Below are 13,107 nucleotides of genomic sequence, written 5' to 3' on the forward strand. Positions count from 1 at the left end.
ACACGGCGCAGCACGGCACAGCACGACCCGACGCGACGCGACGCCACCGGTCGACGCGGCGATCGACACATCGGACCAACCGGGGGTCAACCGGCCGAATCGCCCAACCTTGACGAACTTAGGCAAACCTAACCTAAGATGTTGCCTCGTGTTGAGAACCGACCCGCCGGCCCCCACGGCCCCCGCGCCCCGCGCCTCGGCGGTCCGGCAGCCCCTGTTGCTGGCCGCCGGCCTGTGCGCGCTCGTGCTGTGCGCGGCCCTGAGCCTCGCGCTGGGCTCCCGATCCATCCCGCTCGCCACCGTCGTCGACGCCCTCACCGGCGCCGCCCACGGCGGTGACGCCGACGTGGTGACGGGCCTTCGGGTACCGCGCACGCTCATCGGACTGGCCGTCGGGGCCGCGCTCGGCGTCGCCGGGGCGGTCGCCCAGGGGGTCACCCGCAACCCGCTGGCCTCCCCGGTCACCCTCGGCATCAACGCGGGCGCGAGCCTCGCCGTGGTCGCCGCGATCTACACGCTGGGCCTCGCCCGCCCGGTCCAGTACGTCTGGTTCGCCTTCGCCGGAGCGGCCGTCGCCGCCGTCGCCGCGTACGCGATGTCCCGCCGCGGCGGGGACCTGGACCCGGTCCGGCTCGCGCTCGGGGGCACCGTGCTCACCGTGGTGCTCACCTCCTGGACGTCGGCGCTGATGCTGGCCAGTCACCGCACGCTGGACGAGGCCCGGTTCTGGCTGGCCGGCTCGATCGCCGGGCGCCACCTGGACACCCTCACCCCCGTCCTGCCCTTCCTCGCGATCGGCCTGGTCGGAGCCCTCGCCATCTCGCCCGCGCTCAACGCACTGGCCCTCGGCGACGAGACCGCGCAGTCGCTGGGCGTACCGGTGGCCCGGATCCGGGCGGCCGGCGGGCTCGCCGTGGTACTGCTCGCGGGCAGTGCGGTGGCCGTCGCCGGACCGGTGGCGTTCATCGGACTGGCCGCCCCGCACCTGGTCCGCCCGCTGCTCGGCAACGACCACCGCCGGCTGCTGCCCGGCTGCCTGATCGCCGGTCCGGTACTGCTGCTCACCGCCGACGTGCTCGGCCGGCTGGTGGTCCGCCCCTCCGAGATCGAGGTCGGCATCGTGACCGCCTTCCTCGGCGCGCCGCTGCTCGCGGTGCTGGCCCGGAAGGTGGCCCGGTGACCACGCTCGTCCTCCCCGCCCGGGCCGTCGCCCGCCGTCGCGCCCGTACCGCCCTCTGGTCGCTGGTCGCCGCCGCGCTGCTGGTGCTGCTCACCGGGATCGCGCTCGGCACCGGACAGGTCGGCATCCCCGTCTGGGACGCGCTGCGTGCGCTCTTCGGACAGGGCGAGCCCGGCAACGTCCTGGTGGTGCAGCAGTTCCGCGCGCCCCGCGTCGTCTCCGCGCTCATCGCGGGCGCCGGACTGGCGATGTCCGGCTCGATGCTGCAGCGGCTGTTCCGCAACCCGCTGGCCGCCCCCGACACCATCGGCATCACCGGCGGCGCCTCCTTCGGCGCGGTGCTGATGCTCGCCACCGGCGCCTCCCAGCAGCTGATCCCGCTGGCCGCGGTCGGCGGCGGGCTGCTCGCGGCGCTGCTGCTCGGCGGCTTCGCCTGGCGCTCCAGGATGGCCGTCACCCGGCTGGTGCTGGTCGGCCTGGCGGTGCAGCAGGGCCTGGCCGCCGCCGTGAACCTGATGATCGTACGGTTCCCGGCCGAGCTGGCCTCCTCCGCGCTGCAGTGGACCACCGGCTCGCTCTACGGCCGCACCTGGACCGAGGTGTGGATCGGCGGCACCGCCATCGCGGTCACCGCCCTCGGAGTCCTGCTCTGCCAGCGCCGGGTCGCCGTGCTCGACCTCGGCGACGACTCGGCCGGCGGCCTCGGTCTCGACCCGGCCCGCGACCGGCTCTGGCTGCTGCTGCTCACCATCACCCTCGCCTCGCTGGCCGCCGCCCTCACCGGGCCGGTCGCCTTCGTCGCACTCGCCGTCCCGCACCTGGTCCGGCTGCTCGCCGGGCCGCCCACCCTCGGCACCCTCGGTCTCACCGCGCTCACCGGCGCCGTGCTGCTGCTCTCCGCCGACCTCCTGGTGCTCCACGTGATCCCCGTCCACGGTCTGCCGGTCGGTGCCGTCACCGCCACCCTCGGCGCGCCCTGGCTCCTGGTGCTGATGATCCGCCAGGGCCGGCTTCCCCAGAGGAGCAGCTGATGACGTCCGCCAAAACCGCCGCCGGGGCCTCCACCGGGGCTCCCACCACGACCCCCTCCGCGGACCCCGCGGAAGGCCCGATCGCGGCGGCCCCGACCACGGCGGCTCCGACCCCGGCGGCCAACCGGCTCGCCACCCGGGGCCTCGGCCTGCGCTACGGCGACCGGACCATCGTCGAGGGACTCGACCTCGAACTGCCCGGCGACGCCGTCACCGCGATCGTCGGACCGAACGCCTGCGGCAAGTCGACGCTGCTGCGCGGTCTCGTCCGGCTGCTCGACCCCGCCGCCGGGACCGTCACCCTGGACGGCGCCGACATCCACCGGATGCCCGCCCGGGCGCTCGCCAAGCGGATGGGCCTGCTGCCGCAGCAACCGGTCACGCCGGAGGCCGTCACCGTCGAGGCGCTGGTACGGCTCGGGCGGTACCCGCACCAGCGGATGCTCAGCCCGTGGTCCACGGCCGACCAGGCCGCGGTCGAGGAGGCACTGGAGCGCACCGGCACCGCCGAACTGCGGGACCGGCAGGTCGACCGGCTCTCCGGCGGGCAGCGCCAGCGGGTCTGGATCGCGCTCGCGCTCGCCCAGGAGACCGACCTGCTGCTGCTCGACGAGCCGACCACCTTCCTGGACCTGCGCCACCAGCTCGACGTGCTCGACCTGGTCGCCGACCTGCACGCCGAGGCCGGGCGCACCGTCGTCATGGTGCTGCACGACCTCGGGCAGGCCGCCCGGTACGCCGACCACCTGGTGGTGCTCAAGGACGGCCGACTCGCGGCCGCCGGTCCGCCCGCCCAGGTGCTGACGGCCGAGCTGGTCGAGGCCGTCTTCCAGGTGCCCTGCCGGGTCGTGCCCGACCCGGAGACCGGCACGCCGCTGGTCGTGCCCCGGGCGCGGGAGCGGGTGTGGGGCTCCGGGCCCGCCTCCGCCACCTCCACGACGTCCACTGCTTCCGCCACGTCCCCGGCGGCCACCGTCGGCTGACCCCCCTCCCCCGTCCCCCCGTTCGACCCGATCCAAGGAACCCCGATGAACCGCCGACTCCCCGTCGCCGTCCTCGCCGTCGCCCTCTCGACCACCCTGCTCGCCGCCTGCGGCAGCAGCGGGGACGGTGCCACGTCGGGCGGCGACTCCGCGTCCTCGGCCCCGGCCGGCGCCGCCGCCGGATTCCCGCGCAGCGTCAAGCACGCCGCGGGCACGGCCGAACTCAAGAGCCAGCCGAAGCGCGTCGTCGTCCTCGACAGCGGTGAGCTGGACGACGTCACGCTGCTCGGCATCACGCCGGTCGGCGCGGTGTCCCCGCACATGAAGACCGAGGGCGGGTTCCCGAACTACCTCAAGGACAAGATCAAGGACACCAAGGACGTCGGCCCGATGAACGAGCCGAACCTGGAGCTGATCGCCTCCCTCAAGCCCGACCTGATCCTCTCCTCCAAGGTCCGGCACGCCAAGGTGTACTCCCAGCTGAACGCGATCGCGCCGACCGTCCTGGCCGAGACCACCGGCTTCCCGTGGAAGGACAACCTGGCGCTCTACGCCCAGGCCCTCGGCAAGGAGGACGAGGCGAAGAAGGCGCTCGCCGACTACGAGGCGCGGGCGAAGAAGCTCGGCGAGGAGATCAAGACCAAGTTCAACGGCACCATGCCGACCGCGTCGGTGGTCCGCTTCGTGGCCGGCCCGACCCGTCTGTACGCCAAGTCCTCCTACAGCGGCGTCGTACTCAAGGACGTCGGCCTGACCCGCCCGGCCCCGCAGGACGTGGACCAGAACATCCTGGAGGTCAGCGCCGAGCAGATCAACCAGGCCGACGCCGACCTGGTGTTCGTCACCACGGCCGACGACCCGACAAAGACCAAGGAGAGCGAGGTCCAGCAGACCCCGGTCTGGCAGGGCCTGAACGCCGTGAAGAACAACAAGGTGTTCAACGTCCCGGACGAGACCTGGATGTCCGGCATCGGCGTCCAGGCCGCCGACGCGATGCTCGTCGACATCGCCAAGGCCGCAGGCGTGGACGCGCCCAAGTAGTCGCCCCGCAAAACCGGTCACCGGACGACAGCGGCAGCCGGCGGCCGACAACCGACCGCTGACAGATGACAGATGACAGATGACAGATTTCAACCCCTGTCATCTGTCATCCGCTACCCCGCCCTCCTCCGCCATCTCCCCGAGGACTCCCTCCATGCGGCTCTACCTGCTCGCCCTGAACCCCACCGACTCGGTGACCGACGGATTCCTGCCCGCCGCCTCGCGGCTCGGGATCGACGTCACCGTCCTCACCGACTGTGCCGAACCCCACCGGCAGGCCTACGCCGAACTCCCCTTCGCCGCACCCGAGGTCCTGGAGTGCGACGTGCGCGACTTCCGCGCCGTCGTCAGCCTGGTCTCCCGCCGCGCCCTGGCCTCCCCGGAGCACGCGCCGGACGCGGTGTTCAGCAACAGCGACCACCTGCAGATCCAGACCGCCCTGGCCGCCGAGTACTTCGGCCTCCCCGCCAAGGACTGGAAGGCCGCGCTGCGCGCCAAGGACAAGGGCGAGCTGCGCCGCCACCTCGAACTGGCCGGCCAGGACACCGTCTGGTCCGCCGAACTCGCCCCCGGGCAGGACCCGGCCGAGCTGGACCCGCCGTTCCCCTGCGTGGTCAAGCCGCGCGAGGGGGTGGCCAGCGAGGACGTCACCCTGGTCTCCGACGCCGCCGAACTCGCCCAGCGCTGCAAGGAGATCCAGCACCGCAGGGCCGGCGCCACCCTGGTGGTCGAGGAGTTCCTGGACGGGCAGCTGTACACGCTGGAGACCCTCGGCGACGGCCACCGTCGGCACGTCCTCGGCGGCTTCCGTACCCGGCTCTCCCCGCCGCCGGACTTCATCGAGGAACTGCTCACCTTCGTCCCGGCGCACCCGCAACCGGTGGTCGACCAGGTACTCGCCCAACTCGACGCGCTCGGCGTCGGTTTCGGCGTCTGCCACACGGAGTTCGTGCTCCAGCCGGACGGCCGCGCCCGGATCATCGAGGTCAACTACCGGGCGATCGGCGACCAGTGCGACCTGATGCTCGCCGAGATCCTCGACATTCCCCTGTTCGAGCTCGTCCTCGGGGTCCACCTGGGCCGCGTCCTGCCCGGCGACCTGTCCGACCGGTGCGCCGCCACCCCGCGCCGGGCCCGCAACGAGTTGATCTGCGCCGACCGCGCCGGCGTCCTCACCACCGCCCCGGGCCCGTACGACGAGGAGCGCGACGGCGTCCGGCTCGCCTACCGCCCACTGCGCCCGCTCGGCGAACGCCACGAGCACTACCGCACCAACCGGGACTACCTGGGCGTCATCTGGGCCGTCGGCACCCACCAGGGCGCGGTGGACGCCGCCGTCGCCCGCTTCCTCGCGGCCAACCGCTGGGAGATCACCCCGTGACCACCGGAGACCGTCCCGCAGCCACCCGGGACCACCCCGCCACCGCCACCCCTCCGGCCACTGTCCCTTCGGCCGCCGGTTCCTCGGCCGCCGGCCTGGTGTCTGCCGGCCCCGCGTCCGCAGGCCCCGCGTCCGCCGCCGAACAGCTCACCCTCCGGGTGCTCTCCACCCTGCTGCGCGAGGACGTCCTCGGCCTGCGCACCCGCGGCGCCGTCGAGGACCGCCCGGACGGCCCCTGGCTGACCGTCCCCGAGGCCCGCCTCGCCCTGCCGGTGGCCCCGGAGGGCTTCCAGTGCGAGTACGCCGCCCGGCTGCCGCTCCTGGACCTCGACGGGCGCCGCCTCACCGGCCCGGACACCGTCGTGACGGCCCTCTCCGCACTGGCCGAGGCCGAGGACCGGCCCGGCTGGACCGCCTTCGCCGAGGAGTGCCGGCAGACCCTCGCCACCATGGAACTGCACGAGCGGAACCGCGCCGAGGTGCACGACCGGCTGACCGACCTGTACGGCGCCGACCCGGCCGACTGGACCGGCCCCGCCGCCGCGCTCGGCCACGACACCCTGGCCGCCTACCTCGACCACCCGATCTACCCGACCGCGCGCGGCCGCTCCGGCCTCACCGAGACCGAACTGCGCTCCTACGCACCCGAGTTCCACCCGGCCTTCGAACTGCGCTGGCTGGCCGTGCCGGTCGGCGCGCTGACCGTCCACGGCGAGCGTCCGCTGCCGAGCTGGTGGCCCACCCCGGCCTGGCTCGGCCTCGGCGACCGCTGCCCGGGAGACGGCTGGGCCACCCTGCCGGTCCACCCGCTCACCGTCGGAGCGCCGCTGGACGAGGCGCTGGCCGCCACCGGCCTGACCGGCCGCGCGGTGCTCGCCGACCGGCCGTACCTGACCGTCGTCCCGACCCTGTCCATGCGCACCGTCGCCGTCGCCGACGACCCCACCTGCCACCTCAAGCTCCCTCTCGCCACCGCCACCCTGGGCCGCCTCAACCGCCGCACCATCAAGCCCGGCACGCTGCTCGACGGCGCGGCCGGCCAGCGGCTGATCGAGGCCGTGCTGGAGCGCGAACCGCGGTTCGCCGACCGGATCCTGCACGCCGACGAGCAGACCTGGGCGCACGCCGGACACGAGCTGCTGGCCGTCCTGCTGCGCCGCTACCCGGCCGGGCTGGAGCAGGCGGCGACCGTGCCGCTGGCGGCCCTGCTGGCCCCCGCGCCCGACGGCCGCCTGGTCCTCGACCACCTCGCCGACCGCCACCACGGCGGCGACGTCCTGGCCTGCTACGACGCCCTGCTCGAACTGCTGCTGGACTGGCAGACCACGCTGTTCGGCTACGGCATCGCCCTGGAGTCCCACCAGCAGAACACCTCACTGGTGCTCGACCGGGACGGCCTGCGGCTGCTCTACAAGGACGACGACGGCCCGCGCGTGCACACCGCGCGGATGACCGCCGCCCTCGGTGAACTGGCGCCCGCCGTCGACGACTTCGACGACGCGCGGATCTTCGGCGGGGACGACCGCGCGCTCACCGACCTCTTCGCCACCATCACCGGACACCTGTGCACCGGCTCGCTCGCCTTCGGCCTCGCCGACCACGGCCGGGCCGAACTCATCGACACCCTCACCCTGTTGCGCAAGCGCACGGCGGAGGCCGTGGACCGGCTCGGGCCGGTGGGCGCGCCGCTGCGGGCGGCCCTGCTGGACGCCGAACGCCTGCCGGTCAAGGCCATGGTCACCGCCGGAACGCTGCTCAGCAAGCAGCGCTCGGGCGCCGCCGACATCAACAAGCACTACACCAGCGGCCCCAACTACCTGCGCGACTCCGCGCGCGAGCCCGCACGGGGCTCCGCACGCGAGCCCGCACGGGTCACCGCACGCGAGCCCGCACGGGTCACCGCACGCGAGCCCGCACAGGAGCACGTTCCGGACTCCGCGCGGGAGACCGTGCGCCACGCCACGGGCACCGACAGGGCCATCCGATGACGGTGGAGACACTGCCTCAGCAGTCGTCTCCCTCCGCCGCACACTCCGGCGGGCTCGACCGGCGCCAGGTGCACGCCGTCGCGGCCTGCTACTTCGTCGCCTCCTTCGCCGCGCTCGGCCTGCCGCCGTACCTGACCGCGATCCTGCCCTCGCTCGGCGACCCGCAGGCCAGCTGGGCGGGCGTGCTGTACATCGTGCCGACGGTGTTCAGCGGGCTCGGCGCACCGCTGTGGGGCCGGCTGGCCGACCGCTTCGGCCGCAAGCGGCTGCTGCTGCGCGCCCAACTCGGGCTCACCGTCTCCTTCCTGCTGGCCGGCGCGGCCGACAGCCTGCCCGCGTTCACCCTCGCCCTGGTCCTCCAGGGCTTCCTCGGCGGCACCTTCGCCGCCACCAACGGCTACCTGGCCGCCGCACTCGACGGGTCCCGGCTCTCCCGCGCGCTCACCCTGATGCAGGGCAGCGCGCGGGCGGCCCTGGTGGCCGCGCCGATCCTGGTCGGGGCGCTCTCGCCGTGGATCGACCCGCACCGCCAGTACCTGGTGATGGCCGTACTCCCGCTCACCGCAGCGGTGTTCCTCTCACTGCTGCCCGAACCGGAATGCCCGGAGGCCCCGACGGCCACCGCCGACCGGGCACCCGTGAAGTCCGCCACGGCGCCGCTCCTGACGCTCTACGTCTTCGAGTTCGCCTTCGTCTTCGCGACGGTCATCTCCTTCCCGTACCTCATCGCGCTCGCCGAACAGCGCCTGCCCGGCGTGGACGGCACCACCACCGGCGTGCTCTTCGCCCTGCCCCACCTGTGCTACCTGGTGTTCGCCGCCCGCACCCACCGGGTGTTCGACTTCCGCCCGCACACCGGCATCGCGCTCGGCTTCGGCCTCGTGGCGCTCGGTCTGGCCGGACACGCCGTCGCGTACTCGCTGCCCGTGTTCGTCGCCGTCCGCCTGCTGCTCGGGGCCGGACTCACGCTGGGCCTCGTCTGCCTCGCCGTGCTCGCCGCCGGCGCCGCCAAGGGCCGCCCGCCCGGCCGGATGTTCGGCACCCTCGAACTCGTCTCCAAGGGTGGCGCCGTCGCCGCCGGCGCCGTCGCCGCGCTGGCCAACGGGCGGTTCGGTGCCGCCGCCCCCGTGGTGGCCGGAACCGCCGCCGCCCTGCTGGCCGCCGTCGCCGCCACCGCACTCATCCTCCCGTCCCTCCGCCAGCGCTGGAGTCGCCGATGACCGCCGAACCGATGACCACCGAGCCGATGACCGACCGGCAGATGACCGACCAGCAGACGTCCGACCGGCAGATGTCCACCGAGACGACGGCCGCCCGGCAGATGACCGCTCAGCCGATGACCACCGGGTCGGCGAACCGCGAGCCGGCCGCCCCCGCGCTCCGATCCGGTGAACTCCCCACCGCTGACGAGGCGGTGGTCCACACCCTGCTGAACTGCCTGCTGCGCGAGGTCTCCGCACCCGAGCACCAGACCGCCGCCGACGACGGCCGCCTGCTGCTGCGCCTGCCCCGGCGCGGCGCACTGCTGCGGGTCACCCTGCGCCGCACCTCGCTGCTCGGCGCTCACCGCTTCACCGGGCCGGCCGAGGTCGAACGGGACGGCGAATGGGCTGAGTTGGGCTGGCAGGAGCTGGCCGAGTACGTCCAGGACGAGCTGGAGCTGCGCACCGGCACCGTCAACGAGGAGTTCCTCGACCAGGTGACGTCCAGTCATGACGGCGTCCGACAGGGCCTGGAGCACCGGCCGGCCGCCGGGCCCGACCGCTACCTGGAGTCCGAGCAGGCACTGCTGTTCGGTCACCGCTTCCACCCGGCCCCCAAGTCCCGATCGGCCGTCCGCGGCGACTGGCGCCACTACGCCCCGGAGTCCCGCGCCGACTTCCCGCTGCGCCACCTCGCCGTCCGCGCCGAGCTGCTGGCCGAGGAGTCGCTGGACGCGGGCGTCAGCGCCCTGCTGGACGGGCTCGGCGAGGTGCCGGCCGGCTACCGGCTGCTTCCCGTCCACCCCTGGCAGTACCAACTGATCGGCGAACAGCCGCTGTTGCGCGAGGCCATGGCCCGGGGCGACGTCCTCGACCTCGGCCCGCGCGGCGAACGGTTCACCGCCACCGCCTCGGTGCGCACCCTGCACGGCGCCGGCGCCTTCCTGAAGTTCAGCCTCGACGTCCGCATCACCAACTGCCTGCGGAAGAACGCCGCCTACGAGCTCACCGGCGCCGTCGCGCTCACCCGGCTGCTCGCCCCGGTGTTCGCCGACCTCGCCCGGCGCTTCCCCGACGCGGCGATGCTGCGCGAGCCGGCCTTCCGCACCCTCGCCCTGCCCGGCGCCGACGGCCTCCCCGACCGGGCGCTGTACGAGGGCTTCGGCCTGATCGTCCGCGAGGGCTTCGACGGCGTGCTACGGCCCGGTGTGACCCCGCTGCTCGCGGCCGCCGTCGCCGACGAACACCCGACCAGCTCCGCCCACATCTCCCGGCTGCTGGAGGGCGGTTCGGACCGGGCCCCGGTCGAGGACTCGGACGGCACGGCCGCGCTCGACTGGTGGCGCGCCTACCTGCGGCTGCTCGTCCCGCCGGTCCTGGCCGCCTACTTCGACCACGGCGTGGTGCTGGAGCCGCACCTGCAGAACGTGTTGATCGGTGTGGACGCCGACGGCCGCCCCGTCCAGGTGCTCTTCCGCGACCTGGAGGGCACCAAGCTCGTCCCCGAGCACAACGCCGACGTCCTCGCCGCCCTCCCGCCCGAGGTGGCCGGCCCGATGACGTACGACGCCGAGCGCGGCTGGGACCGGGTGGTCTACTGCCTCCTGGTCAACCACGTCTCCGAACTGCTCGCCGCCCTCGCCGACCGCCACCCCGAGCAGGAGTGCGCGCTCTGGCAGACCGTCCGGGACACCCTGGAGGAGTACGCCGCCGCCCACGGCTGCCCGCCCCGGCTGCGCGCGCTGCTCGCCGGCGTCCCGCTGCCCGCCAAGGCCAACCTGCTGACCCGCTGGGAGCGCAAGGCCGACCGCGAGGCCGGTTACGTCCGGATGCCTTCCCCGCTGGCGGGCTCCGTCCTCGCCGAGGCCGCCCGTATGCCCGCCCACGTGCCCACCGACGTGCCCGCCCACCTGCCCGCCCGCCTGCCCGCCGGGAGCGCCGCCCGATGACCGAGACCGTCCGCAGCCACGTCGCCGCCCTCGCGGCCGACGAACTGCCCGCCTACGTCTACGACCTGACCGCGCTGCGCGCACACGCCGCCGCCGTCCGGGCCGCCCTGCCCGAACGGGTCGAGCTGTACTACGCCGCCAAGGCCAACCCGGAAGCACCGCTGCTCGCCGCGCTGCGCGACGCCGTGGACGGCTACGAGGTCTCCAGCGGCGGCGAGTTGGCACACGTCCGGGCCGTCGTGCCGGACGCGTTGCTGGCCTTCGGCGGACCGGGCAAGACCCCCGCCGAGATCGCCGCCGCGGTGGAGGCGGGGGTGCACCGCTGGCACGTCGAGAGCGAGCAGGAGCTGCACCGGCTCGCCGCCGTGCTCGCGGACCGGCCGGACGCCGTCGTGGACGTGCTGCTGCGGGTCAACCTGGCGGTCACCACGGACGCGCTCGACGCGGTGCCGCTCGCGATGGGCGGACGGCCGACGCCCTTCGGCCTGGACCCGGAACAGGCCGAGGAGTGCGTCCGGCTGCTCACCGGCGACGGCCCGACGGGTCGGCAGCTGCGCCTGCGCGGCGTGCACGCCCACCTGGCGAGCGGACTGGCGGCGGAGGAACAGCTGTCGGTCGCCGCTCAGATCGTCACCTGGTCGGCCGCGCTGGCGGAGCGGCACGGCTTCCCGCTCGCGGAGGTCAACATCGGCGGCGGAATGGCCGTGGACTACGAGGACCCGGTCGCGCGCTTCGACTGGACGGCCTTCGGCGAGGGCCTGGCCGAGCTGCTCGACGCCCGCCCCGGACTCACCCTGCGGATCGAGCCCGGCCGCGCCCTCACCGCCCACTGCGGCTGGTACGCGACCGAGGTGCTGGACGTGAAGCAGAGCCACGGCGAGGACTTCGCGGTGGTCCGCGGTGGCACCCACCACCTGCGCACCCCGGCGACCCGGGGACACTCGCAGCCCTTCGACGTGCTCCCGGTGGACGCCTGGCCGCACCCATGGCCGCGCCCCGCCGTCACCACCGGCCGCGCCACCCTGGCCGGACAGCTCTGCACCCCGAAGGACGTCCTCGCCCGCGCGGCCGAGGGCGCGGCGGGACTGCGGGCGGCGGACCGCGTGCTGTTCGCCATGGCGGGCGCGTACGCGTGGAACATCTCGCACCACGAGTTCCTGATGCACCCTCGCCCCGGGTTCCACTACCTGGGCGGGTGACGGGAGCCGGTACCTCGTGGCTGACGGGGCACCGCACAGCGGCGACGCACGGCGGGCGAGCAACGACGGACGGGTGACAGATGACAGCTGACAACTTTCGAAATCTGTCAGCTGTCATCTGTCAGCCGTCGGCCGTCGACGGCCGTCCGCCACCCGTCAGCTGAGGTTCGCCGGGCTGTCGACTGTCCGCGCCCCCGGCCGCCGCCGCCCCCTTCCCGCACTCGTGGGAGAGTGGTACACAGCGAAGGGAGCGCGAACGTGCTGATGGACAAGGTGGCGGAGATACTCGCCGAGGCGTCGGCCGAGGCGGTGGAGCCGCGCTTCCGGGCGCTGGCCGCCGGCGAGGTGATGGAGAAGGCACCCGGCGAGGTCGTGACCGTCGCCGACCGCGAGGCCGAGGCCATCATCGCCCGCCGCCTGCACGAGCTGCTGCCCGTCCCCGTGGTCGGCGAGGAGGCCGTCGCCGCCGACCCCTCGCTCGCCCGGGCCCTCCACGACGAGCCCGCCGCCTGGCTGGTCGACCCGGTCGACGGCACCGCCAACTTCGTCGCCGGCCGCCCCGAGTACGCGGTGATGTGCTCCCTGGTCCGCAACGGCCGGACCGTCGCCTCCTGGATCTGGCAGCCCGCCACCGCCACGGCGTACCGCGCCGAACTGGGCGCCGGCGCCTGGCGCGACGGCGAGCGCCTCACCCGCCCGCCGGCACCGCGGGACGCCGCCGAGCTGCGCGGCTCGGTGAAGAGCCGTTACCTCGACCCCGACCACCGCCGCCGCCTGCAGGCCAACTGCACCGCCTTCGGCGACGTCTCCCCCGGCCGGCACGCCGCCGGGATCGAGTACCCCGACGTCATCGAGGGCCGCTTCGACTTCCTCCTCTACTGGCGCACCCTCCCCTGGGACCACGCCCCCGGCTCCCTCCTCGTCACCGAGGCCGGCGGCGTCTCCGCCCGCCTGGACGGCAGCCCGTACCGCCCCGAGGCCCCCGGCTGCGAGGACGGCCTCCTGGTCGCCGCCGACCCCCACACCTGGGAACTCACCCGCGGGATCCTCATGGGCGCCTGACCCGCCCCCGGCCCGGGCTGTACGCCCCCTGGCCGTGCACCCCCCGGCCGTGCATCACCCCGGGTCGCACCCCGCCTGGCCCGTCACACCC

The 13,107-nt window shown here is 74.4% G+C and carries 10 protein-coding genes; all 10 read left to right on the forward strand.

The window, feature by feature from the left end:
• Positions 1–148 precede the first annotated feature (148 nt).
• The 10 genes from ACFV04_RS04295 (at position 149) to ACFV04_RS04340 (ending at position 13,016) form a co-directional block, all read left to right on the forward strand.
• On the forward strand, positions 149–1,180 hold the full coding sequence (locus tag ACFV04_RS04295; RefSeq protein WP_380340035.1) for a FecCD family ABC transporter permease: 1,032 nt from the start codon (positions 149–151) through the stop codon (positions 1,178–1,180).
• Complete coding sequence (locus ACFV04_RS04300; RefSeq protein WP_380340033.1) at positions 1,177–2,211, forward strand: FecCD family ABC transporter permease; 1,035 nt, start codon at positions 1,177–1,179, stop codon at positions 2,209–2,211. The genes ACFV04_RS04295 and ACFV04_RS04300 overlap by 4 nt, the downstream gene beginning before the upstream one ends.
• Complete coding sequence (locus ACFV04_RS04305; protein ID WP_380526679.1) at positions 2,211–3,194, forward strand: ABC transporter ATP-binding protein; 984 nt, start codon at positions 2,211–2,213, stop codon at positions 3,192–3,194. Before ACFV04_RS04300 ends, ACFV04_RS04305 begins: the two co-directional genes overlap by 1 nt.
• Positions 3,195–3,239: 45 nt before the next feature.
• Positions 3,240–4,235 carry an ABC transporter substrate-binding protein gene (locus tag ACFV04_RS04310; protein WP_380340029.1) on the forward strand — a complete coding sequence of 332 codons (996 nt, stop codon included), beginning with the start codon at positions 3,240–3,242 and terminating at the stop codon, positions 4,233–4,235.
• A gap of 154 nt (positions 4,236–4,389) precedes the next feature.
• Positions 4,390–5,616 (forward strand): acetyl-CoA carboxylase biotin carboxylase subunit family protein, encoded by a 1,227-nt coding sequence (locus ACFV04_RS04315; protein WP_380526680.1) that lies wholly within the window; start codon positions 4,390–4,392, stop codon positions 5,614–5,616.
• Positions 5,613–7,604 carry an IucA/IucC family protein gene (locus ACFV04_RS04320; protein ID WP_380526681.1) on the forward strand — a complete coding sequence of 664 codons (1,992 nt, stop codon included), beginning with the start codon at positions 5,613–5,615 and terminating at the stop codon, positions 7,602–7,604. Before ACFV04_RS04315 ends, ACFV04_RS04320 begins: the two co-directional genes overlap by 4 nt.
• Positions 7,601–8,824, forward strand: a complete 1,224-nt coding sequence (locus ACFV04_RS04325) for an MFS transporter (protein ID WP_380526683.1) — start codon at positions 7,601–7,603, stop codon at positions 8,822–8,824. Before ACFV04_RS04320 ends, ACFV04_RS04325 begins: the two co-directional genes overlap by 4 nt.
• A 116-nt stretch (positions 8,825–8,940) precedes the next feature.
• Complete coding sequence (locus tag ACFV04_RS04330) at positions 8,941–10,755, forward strand: IucA/IucC family protein (RefSeq protein WP_380526763.1); 1,815 nt, start codon at positions 8,941–8,943, stop codon at positions 10,753–10,755.
• Positions 10,752–11,954 (forward strand): type III PLP-dependent enzyme, encoded by a 1,203-nt coding sequence (locus ACFV04_RS04335; protein WP_380526685.1) that lies wholly within the window; start codon positions 10,752–10,754, stop codon positions 11,952–11,954. The genes ACFV04_RS04330 and ACFV04_RS04335 overlap by 4 nt, the downstream gene beginning before the upstream one ends.
• A 264-nt stretch (positions 11,955–12,218) precedes the next feature.
• A complete protein-coding gene (locus ACFV04_RS04340) occupies positions 12,219–13,016 on the forward strand; it encodes an inositol monophosphatase family protein (RefSeq protein ID WP_360250689.1) in 798 nt (265 codons plus the stop codon).
• The last annotated feature ends 91 nt before the right edge of the window (positions 13,017–13,107 follow it).

Source organism: Kitasatospora sp. NPDC059599, from assembly GCF_042735125.1.
Taxonomy (GTDB): domain Bacteria; phylum Actinomycetota; class Actinomycetes; order Streptomycetales; family Streptomycetaceae; genus Kitasatospora.